The organism is Kitasatospora sp. NPDC127116 (genome assembly GCF_042677365.1).
Classification (GTDB): Bacteria; Actinomycetota; Actinomycetes; order Streptomycetales; family Streptomycetaceae; genus Kitasatospora; species Kitasatospora lactacystinica.
The window spans coordinates 12,510-28,681 of the sequence record NZ_JBHXTL010000110.1 but is presented as its reverse complement, the minus strand read 5'-3'; the positions used below and the strand labels follow the sequence as shown (position 1 = coordinate 28,681).

Below are 16,172 nucleotides of genomic sequence, written 5' to 3'. Positions count from 1 at the left end.
GCGCGACACCAAGCAGCACCGGCGCGGCCCGGTCCTGGAGTTCACCCCTGCGGCCTTCCAGAACTTCCTCGACGCCGTCAAGGCGGGTGAGTTCCTGGTCCAGCCGTAGCGGTTGGCTCCCGGCTTCCCCGGCCTGGCTCCCGTCCGTGACTCGAAGGACCCCGACGGCCCGGCGCTCGTCTTCCCGGCCGAGGCCTGGATGTCGTTCGTCGCCGCTGTCCGCAGCGGCCAGTTCAGCGAAGCCTGAGAGGATGACCATGCACGACGGCACTGCCCTCGACCAGGGCTGCTACGGCTGGGCCAAGTCCAGCTACAGCAGCAGCGAGAACGGCAACTGCGTCGAGGTTGGGGTGACCTCGGCCGGCACCATCCCGGTGCGCGACACCAAGCAGCACCGGCGCGGCCCGGTCCTGGAGTTCACCCCTGCGGCCTTCCAGAACTTCCTCGACGCCGTCAAGGCGGGTGAGTTCCCGGTTCAGCCGTAGCGGCTGGCTCCCGACTTTCCTGGCCTGGCTCCTGTGCGTGACTCCAAGGACCCCCAGGGCCCGGCTCTGGTCTTCCTGGCCGAGGCCTGGATGTCGTTCGTCGCCGCTGTCCGCAGTAGCGAGTTCGGCGACATCTGAGACGGGAGGCGGTCCCCGGAAACATGGCGGCACGTGGTTGGTTGCCGTCCGAGTCGAGGCTGTGAAGAGGTAGTCGGGCGCTCGGCTGGGGGTTGCCCCAGCCGAGCGTTTTTGTGCGCGCGGGGGAGGGCACGGAAGGGCTGTGAGCGCTATGGAGTTCGACCCGGCCGACGCCAGGTGGCGGAAGAGCACGTACAGCCAGCAGGGCGGCAACTGTGTCGAGGTGGATGATGCACATCCAGGCAGGGTCCGTGACTCCAAGGATCCTCAGGGCCCGGCGCTTGTCTTCCCGGCCGAGGCCTGGGTGTCCTTCGTCGCGGCTGTCCGCAGTGGCGAGTTCAGTGAAGCCTGAGAGGGGCGTCATGGCCGACGGTGTAGATCTGTCCGGGGCTCGGTGGTTCAAGTCTTCCTACAGCGGCAACGGTGGACAGTGCGTCGAGGTGGCTCCCGGCTTCCCCGGCCTGGCTCCTGTCCGTGACTCGAAGGACCCCGACGGCCCGGCTCTGGTCTTCCCGGCCGAGGCCTGGATGTCGTTCGTCACCGCTGTCCGCAGCGGTGAGTTCGGCGACATCTGAGACGAGGTCGGTTTCGGGGCATGGCGACACCTGGCCTGCGGGCCAGGGGTCAGACCGTGAAGAGGCAGTCAGACGCTCGGCCGAGGTTCCTCGGCCGAGCGTCCTTGCGCGAGCCGGGGGGGAGGGCGCAGCCACCACAGACGGTTCGTCGTCGGCAGCGCGTAGGTGGCCGGGTCTGTCACGGTCGGCACGATCCGCGACGGACGTCCCTGGCGGGGGAGATCGGCGCCGATCTGCCACCTGTCAAGCATCTTTGATCCTGAGTCACCTCTTCGAGTGAATCGAATCACGCGATGGCAGTACACGGAGGGGCCCGCATTGATCATGAATGCGCGCGACCTACCAAGCCACCGTGAAAGGCGTTCCACAGATGAGCATCTCCGAAGACGGCCCCACCCCCTTCACCGCAAGCCAGTTGACGAAGCTTCAGGATTCCGGCATCTATGCCTCGGGCACGCAGCTCTCGCCCGACGCCGTCAACCTGGCCGAGGCCCTTGTCGCCACGCTGGCGGGCTCCGCCGAGCAGCCGCTGCTGCCCGCCGAGCTGCAGGAACTCGTCACCCAGGTCCAGGCGAAGGCGACCATCGGCCTCCCGAGGATCACCGCGGACGACGGGGTGAGGCTCTCCGCGTTCACCATCCGGCTCAAGACCGACGAGCCGCGCCCGGTGGTCATCGTGCCGGCCGGGTGGACGCCGCTCGGCTGGACGCTCTTCACCTACCTGTACCTGCGCCTCGCACTGCGCGGCTACCACGTACTCGCCTACACCCCGCGCGGCATCGGCCAGACCTTCCCGATCCCCGGCGGCGGGTTCATCGACGCCCCGTTCACCTCCGGTGGCACCGTGGACGTGGGCGGCCCGTCCGACTGGGCCGACGGTTCCACGGTGATCGACTACGCGCAGCAGCACTTCGCCCCGAGCCGCGTCGCCTTCCTCGGCGAGTCCTACGGCTCCGGCATCAGCCAGCTGGTCGCGGCCCACGACCCGGCGGGACGCGTCGACGCGGTGGTGGCGCTCAGCACCTGGGGCGATCTGGCCGATTCGCTGTACCTCAACGAGACCCGGCACCTGGCCGCCGTCGACGCCCTGGTCGCGTTCACCGGCGGGCCGGAGGAGCGCAAGTTCGACCCGGCCACCCGCCAGATTCTCGCGGACTTCCGCGACGGCACCAACCTGGACGAGGTGGTGGCCTGGGGGAAGGAGCGCTCGCCCGCCTCCTACGTCGACCAGACCAACGCCCGCGGCATCCCGACGTTCTACTCCAACACCTGGCACGAGACGCTCTTCCCGGTCAACGAGGCCGTGGAGCACTTCGAGCGGCTGACCGTCCCCAAGCACCTGAACCTGTGGATCGGCGACCACGCCGCCCCCGAGGGTGCCGGGCTGACGGTCCCCGGCCCGAACGCCCCCGTCGACGAGGCCCTCGCCTGGCTCGACCACCACGTCCTCGGCGTCGCCAACGAGGTGCCCGGCTGGGAGCCGGTCAAGAGCCAGGTGATGTTCGAGCCCACCGTCCGCGAAAGCCGTGCGAGCTGGGCCGATGTGACCACGAGCACCGAGAGGCTGTACCTGGGCGGCGCGAAGGGCGGCCAGGACGGGACGCTCGGCACCGCCCCGGCCGCCGGGTGGAAGGCCTCGTTCACCACCGGCGAGCTCACCGAGGCCACGGCCGTCGACGACCTGCTGACCACGGGCCGGCAGGAGTGGAAGGGCAACCCGAAGACCTACGCCACGGGCAAGTTCGACCGCCGCTACCTCGCCACCTGGACCTCCCCCGCCGGAGCCCGGCGCGTGCGCGGCATCCCGCGCGTCCAGCTGACCGTCACCCCCGCGGGGAAGAGCGCCACCGTGGTGGCCTACCTCTTCGACCTCGCCCCCGACGGCACCGCCCGCATCATCACCCACGAGCCCCTCACCCTCACCGAGGCCACGGCCGGCCAGGCCGTCCAGGTGTCGTGGAACCTTCAGGCAGCCGCCTACGACATCGCGGCCGACCACAAGCTCATGCTCGTGATCAACGCCAAGGACAAGCTCTACTCCGACGCCAACGCGCCCCTCGCCACCCTGACCGTGGGCTCCACCACCGGCACCGAGGCACACCTCGACCTGCCCCTCGGCTGATACCGGGCCCCGCGCACACCCCCCCCCCCCCCCCCGCGCCCGGGGCCCCCCCCCCCCCCCCCCCGCGGGGGGGGGGCCACGCCGGCACCGCCCCCACCCCCGCCGGCCCGCCCGGAGCCGAAAACCGGTGCCGTCCGCCCGCCCGATGGAGCAGCATGACCCCTGTGTCTGATACCTCCATCCTCACCCGCACCGAGGCCGCCGAGCGCCACCGCCTGCTCGACGTCCGCACCGTCCGCCTCGACCTCGACCTGACCCGCGGCCGGGAGGTGTTCGGCTCCACCACGGTCATCCGCTTCGCCTGCACCACCCCGGGCGCCGCCACCTACGTGGACGTCAAACCGGCCGCACTCCACCGGGTGCTGCTGAACGGCCGCGAACTGGACGTCACCGCCCTGCGGGACGGCCGCTTCCCGCTCACCGACCTGGCGGCCGACAACGAACTCACCGTCGAAGCCGACATGGCCTACTCGCACACCGGCGAGGGCATGCACCGCTTCACCGACCCCGCCGACGGCGAGGACTACGCCTACACCCAGTCCTTCCTCGACGACGGCCCCCGGGTGTTCGCCTCCTTCGACCAGCCCGACCTCAAGGCGCGGTACACGGTGTCCGTCACCGCGCCGCAGCAGTGGACCGTGGTCGGCAACAGCCTGGGCCGCCAGACCTCGCCCGGCCGCTGGGAGTTCGACCCCACCCCGGCGATCAGCAGCTACCTCCTCGCCGTCGTCGCCGGCCCGCTGCACTCGGTGCGCGCCGAGCACGACGGGATCCCGCTCGGCCTGCACTGCCGCCGCTCGCTCGCCGCCCACCTGGACGCCGACGCCGACGAACTGCTGGAGATCACCCGGCAGGGCTTCGACCACTACCACCGGGTCTTCCGGCACCGCTACCCCTTCGACAGCTACGACCAGTGCTTCGTCCCGGAGTTCAACGCCGGCGCGATGGAGAACCCGGGCTGCGTCACGCTGCGCGACGAGTACGTCTTCCGCTCCGCCGTGACCGACACCAGGCGCGAGGAACGCGCCATGGTGGTGATCCACGAGATGGCGCACATGTGGTTCGGCGACCTGGTCACCATGAAGTGGTGGGACGACCTGTGGCTGAACGAGTCCTTCGCCGAGTACATGGCCTACAGCGTCACCGCCGCCTCCACCCGCTTCACCGGCGCCTGGACCGGCTTCGCCGCCGACCGCAAGCCCTGGGGCTACGACGCCGACCAGCGCCCCTCCACCCACCCGGTGGCCCCCGAAACGGTCGAGGACACCTCCCAGGCACTGCAGAACTTCGACGGCATCTCCTACGCCAAGGGCGCCGCCGCCCTGCGCCAACTCGTCGCCTGGCTCGGCGAGGAGACCTTCCTGGCCGGGGTCAACGACTACTTCGACGCGCACGCCTTCGGCAACGCCACCCTCGACGACCTGCTCCGGTCCCTGACCACCGCCAGCGGCCGCGACGTCCACGCCTGGGCCGACCGCTGGCTGCGCACCAGCGGCGTCGACACCCTGCGGGTGACCGACGGCCGCATCGAGCACACCTCCGCCGACGGCGCGCTGCGCCCGCACCAGCTGACCGCGGGCCACTACCGGCGCACCGCCGACGGCGCCCTGGAACTCGCCGAGCGCGTGCCGCTCGACCTGCCCGGCCACCTGCTGGGCGACCTGCCCGGCGACGGCGCCGTGCCGCTGGACCCGCCGGCCGACGGCACCGAGCTGACCCTGCTCAACGACACCGACCTCAGCTACGTCAAGATCCGCCTCGACCCCGCCTCCTGGCGGACCGCGCGCTCCTCCCTCGGCGCCGTGCCCGAGGAACTCGCCCGGGCGGTGCTCTGGGGCGCCGCCCGCGACCAGGTGCGCGACGGGGAACTCGCACCCGGCGAGTACCTGCGGCTGGTCGCCGACCACCTGCCCGGCGAGACCTCGGTGCACCTGGTGGACGCGGTGCTCTCCTTCGCCCGCGACTTCGTGGCGGACTGCGCCGTGCCGCCCGCCGAACGGCCGGCCGCGCTGGCCGAACTGGCCCGGGTCTGCCGCACCCTGCTGCGGCGCACCGAGGGCGAGCCGGACCGCACCGGCCTGCGCCTGGTCGCCGTACGCGGCGTGATCGCCACCGCCGCCGACGAGAACGGGGCCGCCGAACTGCGCGACTGGCTGGCCGCCGGCACGGTGCCCGGCGGGCCGGAGCTCGACCCCGACCTGCGCTGGCAGCTGCTGGCGCGGCTGTGCGTGCTCGGCGCGGCGGGCGAACCGGAGATCGCCGCCGAACTCGCCGCCGACCCCAGCGACACCAGCGAGCAGGGCGCCGCCCGCTGCCGCGCCGCCCTGCCCGACCAGGCCGCCAAGGAGGCCGCCTGGCAGGCGCTGTTCCACGGCGAGCTCTCCAACTACCTGGCCGCCGCCACCGCCAAGGGACTGTGGCAGCCCGAGCAGGCCGAACTGCTCGACGACCTGACCACGCGCTACTTCAAGGAACTGGGCCCGGCCGCCGCCCGCCGCGGCCCCGCCCTGGCCCGGGTGCTCACCACGGCGGCCTTCCCCGCCTTCGCCGCCACCGACCGGACCGTACGGGCGGCCGAGGCCTGCCTCGCCGACCCGGACCTCACCGTGGCGACGCGGCGCGGCCTCGTCGACCAACTGGACACCCTGCGCCGCGCCGCCCGGGCCCGCGCACTGACCGGGCAGTAGAGCCCGCCAACCGGGCGGTCACCAGCCCCGCCCGTGACTGCCCCACCACCCGCAAGAACCCGCAGGCCCGGACCGCCACAACGTGCGGTCCGGGCCTGCGGGTTCTTCCGGTCAGGGCTGCTGCCGCTTCCGGTTCCCGTCGCCCTGCTGCCGCCACGACGGCTCACCGAGGACCGGTGCCGGTCGCCGTGCGTGTGCAGTCCTCACGAATGCCGTACCGGGCCGAATGGCTCCGTCCGCATCGGCAGCACGCCGTAGTCCGTCAACTCGATCGGGTTCGAGAACTCCTGTCCGCTGTTCGGCCCGGTCATGTCCTCTCCGCGCAGGTACCGGCAGAACCATTCCGCGAATGTCAGGTCGTAGCGTTGACATCCTCTCCGCCCTAAAGGACGGAGATTCCCGCCTGCCTGCCGGTGGTCACCGGCCGGGGCTTCGAGTGGGTTCCTGTTTCTTCGCGCTGCGCCGGGACGAGTCCCGGTCTTACCCGCGCTCCGCAGGCTGATACCGCCAGTCCGGCGGCCTTGGCGACGTTGACCGCCGCGTTGATGTCCCGGTCCAGAACGGTCCCGCAGGCTCCACATGTCCACTCGCGGACGTTGAGGGGCTTGGGGCCGTCCTGGACGCCGCAGGCCGAGCAGACCTGAGACGTGGGCTCGAACCGTCCGATGCGGTGGAACACGCGCCCGTACAGAGCGGCCTTGTACTCCAGCATCGCGGTGAAGGCCGACCATCCGGCGTCGTGTACGGACTTGGCCATGCGAGTGCGGGCGAGGCCCTTGACCGCAAGGTCTTCCACTGCAACCGCTTGGTTCTCGCGGATCAGCTTGGTGGAGAGCTGGTGGTGGAACTCGCGTCGCGCATCGGCGGTCCGTGCGTGGGCGCGGGCAACCTTGATCTGGGCCTTCGCCCGGTTCGCTGATCCCTTCGCCTTCCGGCTCAGGTTCCGCTGCGCCTTCTTGAGCCTCTTCTCCGCCCGGCGAAGGAAGCGCGGGCTTTCGATCTTCGTGCCGTCGGACAGGATCGCGAAGTGGGTCAGGCCCAGGTCGATGCCGACCACGCCGTCCGTATCCGGCAGCGTCTCGGGGTCGGTCTCGACCACGAACGAGGCGAAGTAGCGGCCTGCACTGTCCTTGACCACGGTCACCGTGGACGGGGTCAAAGGCAGGGAACGGGACCACTTCACGGCCACGTCGCCGACCTTGGGAAGCCGGAGCTTTCCCCCGGTTGTGATCTTCCACCCGGCGTTCGCGGTGAAGCGGATCGCCTGACGGGTGTCCCTCTTGGACTTGAAGCGGGGTGCGCCCATGCGCGGGCGCTTGCCCTTGAGGCCGTCGAAGAAGTTCCGGTAGGCGGTGTCCAGGTCCCGGAGGGACTGCTGCAACACGACCGATGAAACCTCGGCGAGCCATGCCCGCTCGGGGGTCTTCTTCGCGGCGGTGAGCTGCTTGGACAGCTCACCCGACGCAACGAACGGCAGCCCGGCGGCGCGGGCGGTCTCACGGACGCGGAGCGCGTCGTTGAAGACAACCCGAGCACACCCGAACGCCCTCGCCAACTCCATGCGCTGACCGGCGCTCGGGTACACGCGGAAGCTGTACCGAAGCTGCATGTCAATCACCATACCCTTTGGTTTATGTCACCACGATGGAACCCCAATCCCGATGTCCGCACCGGGCGTCACGTCGTCTACAACCTGCATGTCCACTTGGTTTTTGTCACGAAGTACCGACGCAAGGCAATGACCGACGCCATGCTGACGCGATGCGAAGAGATCATGCGGGAGGTATGCGCCGACTTCGAGGCCGAGCTGAAGCAGTTCAACGGCGAGGACGACCACGTGCACCTCCTGGTGCACTATCCGCCGAAGGTCCAGCTCTCCAAGCTGGTCAACTCCCTCAAGGGCGTCTCGGCCCGGCTGCTGCGCAAGGAGTACGACACGCACGTGCGCCGGTACCTGTGGGGCGGACACTTCTGGTCCGGCTCCTACTTCGCCGGGAGCTGCGGCGGCGCACCGCTGACCGTGGTCAAGCAGTACATCGAGAACCAGAAGCGGCCCGTCTGATCGTTACCCCGAGGCGCAGCGAACTCCGGCGCTCCGCGCCTCCGGGCCAAGGATGGCCTTCACCCCCGCCCTGAAGGGCGGAGCACTGGCCAAGATCAGAGGTAGAACTCGTCGTCGTGGCCGACGTAGACCACGATGCACCAGCCGTACCCGGTGCCGGTGCGCAGCAGGAACACCGCTTCCCCGTGCGCGGTCGGCGTGATGGGGATCAGGCCGTCCGGCGCGCCGAACCCCAGGGGTGCGGGGAATCCGGGGAAGTTCTCGTCCGTGAACTCGCAGTCCTGGTAGGCGACCACGGTCTCCCGTATGTACGTGCCCAGGTCCCACCCCTGCGCGGCTGGGCCCCTCAGCGAGATCGACCGGCCGATCTCGATCGGCGCGTAGTGCTCGGCCAGGGTCTTGAAGTCTCCCGGCAGTTCCACGCCCAGCTCGGCTTCCAGCCCGTGCCAGCACTCCGCCGGCACACCGGGCCCACTGGGCGGCCCGATGATCCCGCGTATGTCTTCCAGAAAACCAATCACGGGTCGGCTCCTGTCGACTCGGGGCAGTTCGCGGTCCCCTCGGTGGTTCCACCCGTGGGGCTCTGCATGATCACACAGTGCTCGGACACTTCGGTTTCGAGCGGGAATGTCGGCCGCTGGACCATTCGGGCGATGCGCCCCTCCTTGTCCCCCGGCGGCGGGTTTGGGGTGTTCGGGGTGCCGGAATCCTGCACTCCAGGATCCGGCTCTCCGTACGAAGGGAATCGATGCCATGAAGAGCATCACGCAGAGGGTGCTGCTGCTCTCCGCAGCCACCGCCACCGCCGCCGCAATCAGCGTTGTTCCGGTACCCCTCGCCCAGGCCCGCACCGAACTGGTCACCGCCCCTCAGCTCGGCGTCCAGTTCAACCCCGATGGCGACCCCGGCCAGTGCGGTGGAAGAACGGGCGAACAGTGGAAGGACGACTTCGGCGTGACCGAGGCGATCCGCTTCGACACCGACTCCCGCCCCGGCGGCTGTCTGCTCGCATTCGGTATCTACGATCCGGACGATCGACTGGCAGGTTCGTCCGTCACCTACACCTTCAAGGTCACCCCCGGCGGTGATCCCGCCCAGTGCGGAAACCCGGGCACCCACCAGGTGCCGATCCGGACGACCCGGACCTTCGGCCCCAGCATCCGGATCGACACCGACAACCGGCCGGGCGGATGCGATCTCACGTTCGCCCTGTCGAGTTCCACCATGAAGATGGGAATCAACTTCTACTCGGACGGCGACCCCGCCCAGTGCGGGAACGCCGGCCCGGACTACGGCATCTTCAGCTCCGTGGACAACTTCAGCTCACCCACCATCCGCATCGACACCGACGACCGGCCCGGCGGCTGCGGGCTCAAGCTCCGGCTGGAGTAGCTTCCGGCCTCAGGAGGACATCTCATCGCCTTCGCCGGGGTCGCGGCAGCCCCCGTCCGCACCCGCGGGCTCCCCGAAATGAGATGTCCTCCACGAGGGCCACAGGTCGGGCTCCAGCGCCCGGCCGATGCACTCGTCGGCGTCGGGGCCTCTCCCGTCAGGACGGCGGCCGGGAACTCGGTCGTGCCGTCGGGCGCAGTTCGGGTGCAGGTGTCTCCCCCGGGCACTAGGGTCGCCTGAGTGTCAGGGAATTACCGGCACTTGACGTCTCATCAGATTCACCGAAAGGGGGCGGGGGTGGCGACGGTCAATGCGGGCCTTCCGCGCGGGTTGCACATCGTGGTGTTCCGGATCCTGCGGATACGCCTGCTGTTGGTCGTCATCGTCGCGCTGGCTCTGTTCCGGGTGCTCTCGGTGGTCCAGGCGCTCATCGCCGCCCTGGCGGTCGCGGTGGTTCTGATCGCCGCGAGGAAGGCGGTGCTGAAGGCGCTCGCCCCGAGGTTCAGTGCCGTGTGCCAGGTCCGGGTGGGCGACCGGCCCTTGCTGGCCTTCGCGGGCTCCCAGCGGGTGATCAGGGTCGGCGACCCGGACACGGGGGACCTGGTCGTCTTCCTGAAGGGGCACGGAGGGTGGGTGAACGCCCTGTGCGAGGTGGAGGTCGGCGGCCGGCCCCTGCTGGCCTCCGGTGGGGACGACCGGACGGTACGGCTCTGGGAGCCGGGCACGGGCAGGCAGGTGTCCGTCCTCAAGGGGTCGCGGGCCGCCGTGCGCGGGGTCTGCCAGGTGCGGGTGGGCGACGGAGTGCTGCTGGCCGCCGGCGGGGACGACGAGGCGCTCCGGCTGTGGGAACCGGGCACGGGCGAGCCGGTCCGGGTCATCTCGCCCGGCGCCGGCGGGGTCATGGCGGTGTGCGCGGTCCGCTCCGAGGGCAGGGACCTGCTCGCCTCCGCCCACGGGGACCGGACGGTACGGCTGTGGGAGCCGGGCACGGGCGAGCAGGTGCGGGTGCTGACGGGCCACGACGGCTGGCCGACGGCCCTGTGCCAGATACGGGCCGCGGACGAGGTCCTGCTCGCTTCGGCCGGCATCGACGAGAAGGTGCGACTGTGGAACCCGGGCACCGGGGAGCAACTCCACGTCATGGAGGACGACTTCGGCTGGCTGCACGCCCTGTGCCAGATCGAGGTGGGGGAGCGGTACCTGCTGGCCTCCGGCGGCGACGGGCCGGGCGTGAAGCTCTGGGACCCGACCACGGGAGAGCGGGTGGGCACGGTGGGCGGCGCCCAGCACTTCCTGGGGCCGTTCGGCTGCGGCTGGGTGCGCGCCCTGTGCCAGATCCAGGTCGACGGCGAGCCGCGGATCGCCACCGGCGGATACGACAAGCGGGTGGAGACCTGGCGCCTCACGGGACAGAACACCTAGGGCGCACCCACCGGCCCCCCGAGGGGCCGGGCCCGCCCCCGCGTTTCTCCCCCCGCCGACCCATGGCCGTGCGGGGGATACCTATGCCGGTGGACGCCGGTGGACGCCGGTGGGTCGACTTAGGTCGACGACGCCGGCTTCACATGCAGTCGGATGACTGATGCCTCCGCTGGGCCCTCGCCGCCACAGTGGTGTTGCTCCGCGAGCGGAACGCCGGAGCGCCCCCTGGGCAGTTGAAGAGCAGCAGAGGAGATCATGATGAACCTGCGGAAGACGGCGATGAGGCTCGGCGTGGGTGTCGCCACGGTGGCCGGGGTGCTCGCCGCCACGACGACGAGTGCGAGTGCCGACATCCTCACCTCGATCGAGACCGGCCCCGGCAAGTGCCCCGCCAACTGGGTGTGCCTGTGGAGCGAGAACAACTACATCGTGGGCAACCCCAAGGGCGGGGTCGACTACGGGGCGGTGGGCGCGAACGAGAACATCGCGGACCTGGGGAAGTTCAAGTTCGAGAGCAAGCTCTGGCGCTGGAAGGGCATGGCGGACGAGGCCTCCTCGGTCGTGAACAACACCGGGAGCAGCATCTGCTTCTACGAGCACACCAACTACGGCGGCCTGGAGTTCAGGATCGGCCCCTGGGAGAAGTGGGCCTCGGTCCCGTCGTGGATCAACGACAGGATCAGCTCCTTCAAGTTCTGCTGACCCCTGCGTTCCCCCTTCCCCTTCCCCCTTCCCCTCTTCGACCTGAACGGATCGTCATGAAGCTTTCCAGGAACCTGGCCAAGCTCGGCCTGAGCGCCGCCGCCGCTGTCGGTTTGATCGTGACCGGGGCGACCTCCGCGAGCGCCACCAATGTCTACGACATCGGCCACGGGGCCGGGTCGTGCCCCAGCGGCTACGTCTGCCTGTGGTCGGAGGCCAACTTCATCCGCGGCACGACCGTCAACGACAACAAGTTCGGCTCCTTCGCGTCGAACCAGAACACCGGCGACATGGGCAAGCTCCAGAAGCGCGACTCCGGTGGGGACAAGGGGATGCAGGACATCACCTCGTCGGTGCTGAACAACACCGGGAGCAGCATCTGCTTCTACGAGAACAACTGGTACACCGGCCTGGAGTTCAAGATCGGCCCCGGGGAGCACTGGCCCTACATCCCGTCGTGGATCAACGACAGGATCAGCTCCTTCAAGTACTGCTGACCTCCTCCTTTCCTCGACCTGAACGGATCGTCATGAAGATTTCCCGGAAGATGACCAGGCTCGGCCTGTGTGCCGCCGCCGCCGTCGGGCTGGTCGTGACCGTCGCGGGCTCCGCCAGCGCCAACACGATCCTCGGCATCGGGCAGGGCGCCGGAGCGTGCCCCACCAACTACGTCTGCCTGTGGTCCGAGGGCGGTTTCGTCGCCAACACCGGTGCCACCGGCAAGTTCGGTTCGATCGCCTCGGACCAGAACATCAGCGACATGGGCAAGCTGGAGCGGAAGAGCGGCCTGTGGACGGGGATGCAGGACACCACCTCGTCCGTGCTGAACAACACCGGGAGCAGCATCTGCTTCTACGAGAACAACAACTACACCGGCCTGGAGTTCAGGATCGGCCCCCGGGAGCAGTGGCCCTCGGTCCCGTCGTGGATCAACGACAGGATCAGCTCCTTCAAGTACTGCTGACCCGTCGCAGGGCCCGAAGTCCCCGACCGGTTCTCGCATGTGCCTGACGCGCGGGCCCGGACCGCATCCACTGCGGTCCGGGCCCGCGGTCTGTCCCTCAAGGTCCTACGAGCCGGCGGTGGCCGCCTCCAGGGTCGTGGCCATCACCGGGCTGGTGAAGGTGTTCGTCGCGTCGCCCGTGGAGGGGTGGTACGAGCCCCACTTGAGGTAGTTCCGGTCGCCGTCCCAGGTGGTGCCCTTGAACGTGCCCGAGCCCGTCGTGAACGTCTGCTTCACGCCGTCGAACCAGAAGTCGATGGTGCCGTCCGTGCGGCCCAGGCGGATCTTCAGCGCGTAGGAGTGCCACGTGTTGTTGGCCGTCTGCGCGGTCCACAGGGAGTGCGACACGTGGGCGGTGTCCCACTCCTGCAGGCGCACGCGCCCGTTCACGATGTCGATCTCGATCGGGTGGTTGGCCGTGTCGGTGCTCGGCGAGCACTTCAGCTGGAACACGTACCGGCTGTTGGTGTCCTGGATGTCCACCTTGGACGACCAGCCCAGGTAGAAGGTGTCGCCCTCCTTCAGGTCCGGGCTGAGCGTCTCGCAGCGCTCCTCCCCGCCGGCCTGGAAGGCGCGCCACACGTTGCCCTTGGCGGAGTCCTTCACCACCCCGAAGTTGCCGGCCGCGCACTGGACCGCCTTGAACGAGGACGGGCCCGTGCTGGTGCTCGGGGTCCACAGGACCTTGCCCGCGGCGGCGGAGCTGCTCGCGGAGGCCTGGCCGCAGGTGATCGCGAACGTGGCGAGGGCGACGGCCGCGGCGGCGGCCTTGCGGCGGTGGGTCACAAGGGACATGCCTCTCCCGGGGGGATGAGTGGCGGACACGGGCGAGGAGCGATTCGACCAGCAATCGGCCCGCCCGGCCAGCCGAAACGGCCGACGGAAGATCCTTTTCGGACACTTCCGTCGGCCGCCCTGTCGACCTGAACCCGGCCCCGCTCCCGTCCGTTACGGAGTGCGCGGCTCCTCGGCGCCCTGGTCGTACGAGGAGGTGCCCTCGTCCAGCAGCGGCTCCTGCGTCTTGAGGTGCGCCGGGGCCAGCGCCCGCAGCACGTGGTAGCCGGTGATGACGACCAGCGTGCCGAGCGCGATGCCGCTGAGGCTGAAGGTGTCGGTGAACTTCAGCGTCACGTTGCCGATGCCGATGATGATGCCCGCCGCGGCCGGCACCAGGTTGAGCGGATTGCGCAGGTCCACCTGGGACTTGGTCCAGATCTGCGCGCCCAGCAGCCCGATCATGCCGTACAGGATCACGGTGATCCCGCCGAGCACCCCGCCCGGGATCGCGGCCACGATCGCGCCGAACTTCGGGCACAGGCCGAACAGCAGCGCGAAGCCGGCCGCCGCCCAGTACGCCGCCGTCGAGTAGACCCGGGTGGCGGCCATGACGCCGATGTTCTCCGAGTACGTGGTGTTCGGCGGGCCGCCGACCGCGGTGGAGAGCATGGAGCCGACGCCGTCCGCGGAGATCGCGGTGCCCAGCTTGTCGTCCAGGTTGGAGCCCGTCATCTCGCCGACGGCCTTGACGTGCCCGGCGTTCTCCGCGACCAGCGCGATCACCACGGGCAGCGCGACCAGGATCGCCGACCACTGGAAGGACGGGCCGTGGAAGGTCGGCAGGCCGACCCAGTCCGCCTTGCCGACGCCCGACAGGTCCAGGCGCCAGTGGTCGGTCATGTGCCCGCCGCCGTCCACCGAGTGGATCTTCCCGAAGACCCGGTCGAACAGCCAGGAGATCCCGTAGCCGAACAGCAGCCCCAGGAAGATCGCCACCCGCGACCAGAAGCCGCGCAGGCACACCACGGCCAGGCCGGTGAACAGCATCACCAGCAGCGCCGTCCACTGGTCCTGCGGCCAGTACACCGAGGCGGTCACCGGGGCGAGGTTGAAGCCGATCAGCATGACCACCGCGCCGGTGACGATCGGCGGCATCGCGGCGTGGATGATGCGCGCCCCGAACCGCTGGACCGCCACGCCCACCAGGAACAGCGCCACGCCCACCACGAACACCGCGCCGGTCACCGTCGCGCTGGTGCCGCCCTGCGCCCGGATCACCGCGGCCACGCCCACGAAGGACAGCGAGCAGCCCAGGTAGCTGGGCACCCGGCCCTTGGTGGCCAGCAGGAAGATCACGGTCGACACGCCGGACATCATGATCGCGAGGTTGGGGTCGAGCCCCATCAGCACGGGCGCCACGAAACTCGCCCCGAACATCGCCACCACGTGCTGGGCGCCGAGGCCTGCCGTGCGGGGCCAGGAGAGCCGTTCGTCGGGACGGACCACCGCCCCCGGTGCGGGCGTGCGCCCGTCACCGTGCAGCTTCCAGCGCACGCCGAGATCCATGGTGAGGTATCGCTTTCTCTGTACTTCCGGGGAACTGTCCGCACCATTCTCGTGGCCGCCGGATGTCCCGGCGATCACACGGACCCGCGTGAGCTGCGGATACGTGTGACGAGGCCCGACGGGCCCGGTGCTGTCGGGGATCTTACGGCCACCGCCCGCGCACCGCGGATCCGGCCGCACGCCACAGGATCCGGCTGCCGGCCGGATGCCCGTTCGCGGAGTGTCACCCGTGCGGGTGCATCACCGCGTCGCCGCCGCTCGGACGGGCCGGCCGGCCTGAAGACTGGCCGCATCCGTAGGACCTATCGAAGGACGTGCCATGGCGGAAGAGCTGTACGCGACGCTGAAGACCAACAAGGGCGACATCGTGATCCGGCTGCTGCCGAACCACGCCCCCAAGACCGTGAAGAACTTCGTGGAGCTCGCCAACGGCGAGCGGGAGTGGATCGACCCGGAGACCGGCGAGAAGACCACGGACAAGCTGTACGACGGCACGGTCTTCCACCGGGTCATCGAGGGCTTCATGATCCAGGGCGGCGACCCCCTGGGCAACGGGACCGGCGGCCCCGGGTACAAGTTCGCGGACGAGTTCCACCCGGACCTGGCCTTCACCAAGCCCTACCTGCTGGCCATGGCCAACGCCGGACCGGGCACCAACGGCTCCCAGTTCTTCATCACCGTCGGGGCGACCACCTGGCTCACCGGCAAGCACACCATCTTCGGCGAGGTCGCCGACGAGGCAGGCCGGAAGGTCGTCGACGCCATCGCGACGGCGGAGACCAACCCCCGCAACGACCGCCCGGTCCAGGACGTGGTCATCGAGAAGGTCGTCATCGAGACCCGCTGACCGGAAGACCCTCCCCGGGCGCCCGGCCACGGGCGCCCGGCCCCGGCACGGCGCGCGCCCGGTGACGACCCGTTCCACCGCACCGCCCCGCCGTTTCATCCCCGCGTTCCAGGGCCCCGGCATTCCCCCTGCTCAGAGCCCGTTCCAGCGTCCCGCCGTCCCTGATCGGCCGTTGACCCTTGCGGCCGGGACGGATCACCGCGCAGGCTCCGGTCGTCCGAGCACAGCTCCGACCCGAGCACCGAAGGGGCACGGCCGCACCGGGACGTCACCGGCCGTCCACCTCCAGGGCCCCTCGGGCAACGAGAGTGTCGACGCGGGAAGCAACCCTGCGCAGCCCGTCGGGGGTCTGTACATCGACGACTCGATCAAGGTCGCCCGCTGGCAGCGGATC

At 69.9% G+C, this 16,172-nt stretch carries 19 protein-coding genes; 15 read left to right on the top strand and 4 right to left on the bottom strand.

Annotated elements, in window-relative coordinates:
• From ACFVHV_RS32930 to pepN, 8 genes are all read left to right on the top strand, one after another.
• Positions 1-109, top strand: a 109-nt coding sequence (locus tag ACFVHV_RS32930; RefSeq protein ID WP_380356084.1) for a DUF397 domain-containing protein, incomplete at its 5' end; no start/stop codon positions are given.
• Between the two features lie 3 nt (positions 110-112).
• Positions 113-247, top strand: coding sequence for a DUF397 domain-containing protein (locus ACFVHV_RS32925; RefSeq protein WP_380356058.1), 135 nt, complete (start codon positions 113-115; stop codon positions 245-247).
• A 4-nt stretch (positions 248-251) separates the two neighbouring features.
• Positions 252-485, top strand: a complete 234-nt coding sequence (locus ACFVHV_RS32920) for a DUF397 domain-containing protein (RefSeq protein WP_380356056.1) — start codon at positions 252-254, stop codon at positions 483-485.
• Between the two features lie 33 nt (positions 486-518).
• Positions 519-623, top strand: a complete 105-nt coding sequence (locus ACFVHV_RS32915; protein WP_380356054.1) for a DUF397 domain-containing protein — start codon at positions 519-521, stop codon at positions 621-623.
• A 151-nt stretch (positions 624-774) separates the two neighbouring features.
• A complete protein-coding gene (locus tag ACFVHV_RS32910) occupies positions 775-975 on the top strand; it encodes a DUF397 domain-containing protein (RefSeq protein ID WP_380356051.1) in 201 nt (66 codons plus the stop codon).
• Positions 976-985: 10 nt separating this feature from the next.
• Entirely contained in the window at positions 986-1,198 is a 213-nt protein-coding gene (locus ACFVHV_RS32905; protein WP_359910711.1) for a DUF397 domain-containing protein, read from the top strand.
• A gap of 370 nt (positions 1,199-1,568) precedes the next feature.
• Positions 1,569-3,320 (top strand): CocE/NonD family hydrolase, encoded by a 1,752-nt coding sequence (locus ACFVHV_RS32900; protein ID WP_380356048.1) that lies wholly within the window; start codon positions 1,569-1,571, stop codon positions 3,318-3,320.
• A 164-nt stretch (positions 3,321-3,484) separates the two neighbouring features.
• Positions 3,485-6,007 (top strand): aminopeptidase N, encoded by a 2,523-nt coding sequence (gene pepN / locus ACFVHV_RS32895; RefSeq protein WP_380356046.1) that lies wholly within the window; start codon positions 3,485-3,487, stop codon positions 6,005-6,007.
• A 382-nt stretch (positions 6,008-6,389) separates the two neighbouring features.
• Here pepN and ACFVHV_RS32890 read toward each other — a convergent pair whose 3' ends face one another.
• Entirely contained in the window at positions 6,390-7,616 is a 1,227-nt protein-coding gene (locus ACFVHV_RS32890; protein ID WP_380356082.1) for an RNA-guided endonuclease InsQ/TnpB family protein, read from the bottom strand.
• 24 nt (positions 7,617-7,640) lie between these two features.
• On the opposite strand from ACFVHV_RS32890, the gene tnpA reads away from it, so the two are divergent.
• A complete protein-coding gene (tnpA, locus tag ACFVHV_RS32885) occupies positions 7,641-8,069 on the top strand; it encodes an IS200/IS605 family transposase (RefSeq protein WP_359910732.1) in 429 nt (142 codons plus the stop codon).
• Positions 8,070-8,164: 95 nt separating this feature from the next.
• On the opposite strand, the gene ACFVHV_RS32880 is transcribed toward tnpA, so the two are convergent.
• Positions 8,165-8,590, bottom strand: coding sequence for a hypothetical protein (locus ACFVHV_RS32880; protein ID WP_380356043.1), 426 nt, complete (start codon positions 8,588-8,590; stop codon positions 8,165-8,167).
• A gap of 232 nt (positions 8,591-8,822) precedes the next feature.
• On the opposite strand from ACFVHV_RS32880, the gene ACFVHV_RS32875 reads away from it, so the two are divergent.
• The 5 genes from ACFVHV_RS32875 (at position 8,823) to ACFVHV_RS32855 (ending at position 12,549) form a co-directional block, all read left to right on the top strand.
• Positions 8,823-9,461: a hypothetical protein gene (locus tag ACFVHV_RS32875; RefSeq protein WP_380356040.1), complete on the top strand. Its 639-nt coding sequence runs from the start codon at positions 8,823-8,825 to the stop codon at positions 9,459-9,461.
• A gap of 297 nt (positions 9,462-9,758) precedes the next feature.
• Positions 9,759-10,883, top strand: coding sequence for a WD40 repeat domain-containing protein (locus ACFVHV_RS32870; protein WP_359910741.1), 1,125 nt, complete (start codon positions 9,759-9,761; stop codon positions 10,881-10,883).
• 258 nt (positions 10,884-11,141) lie between these two features.
• Entirely contained in the window at positions 11,142-11,585 is a 444-nt protein-coding gene (locus ACFVHV_RS32865) for a peptidase inhibitor family I36 protein (protein ID WP_380356037.1), read from the top strand.
• Between the two features lie 56 nt (positions 11,586-11,641).
• Positions 11,642-12,082 carry a peptidase inhibitor family I36 protein gene (locus tag ACFVHV_RS32860; RefSeq protein ID WP_380356034.1) on the top strand — a complete coding sequence of 147 codons (441 nt, stop codon included), beginning with the start codon at positions 11,642-11,644 and terminating at the stop codon, positions 12,080-12,082.
• Between the two features lie 32 nt (positions 12,083-12,114).
• Positions 12,115-12,549, top strand: coding sequence for a peptidase inhibitor family I36 protein (locus ACFVHV_RS32855; protein ID WP_380356031.1), 435 nt, complete (start codon positions 12,115-12,117; stop codon positions 12,547-12,549).
• Between the two features lie 105 nt (positions 12,550-12,654).
• On the opposite strand, the gene ACFVHV_RS32850 is transcribed toward ACFVHV_RS32855, so the two are convergent.
• Both ACFVHV_RS32850 and ACFVHV_RS32845 read right to left on the bottom strand, forming a co-directional pair.
• Positions 12,655-13,383, bottom strand: coding sequence for a hypothetical protein (locus ACFVHV_RS32850; RefSeq protein WP_380356029.1), 729 nt, complete (start codon positions 13,381-13,383; stop codon positions 12,655-12,657).
• A gap of 153 nt (positions 13,384-13,536) precedes the next feature.
• Positions 13,537-14,931, bottom strand: a complete 1,395-nt coding sequence (locus ACFVHV_RS32845) for a solute carrier family 23 protein (protein WP_359910756.1) — start codon at positions 14,929-14,931, stop codon at positions 13,537-13,539.
• Between the two features lie 319 nt (positions 14,932-15,250).
• Here ACFVHV_RS32845 and ACFVHV_RS32840 point away from each other — a divergent pair, with 319 nt between their 5' ends.
• Positions 15,251-15,778, top strand: a complete 528-nt coding sequence (locus tag ACFVHV_RS32840; protein ID WP_380356026.1) for a peptidylprolyl isomerase — start codon at positions 15,251-15,253, stop codon at positions 15,776-15,778.
• Positions 15,779-16,172 lie beyond the last annotated feature (394 nt).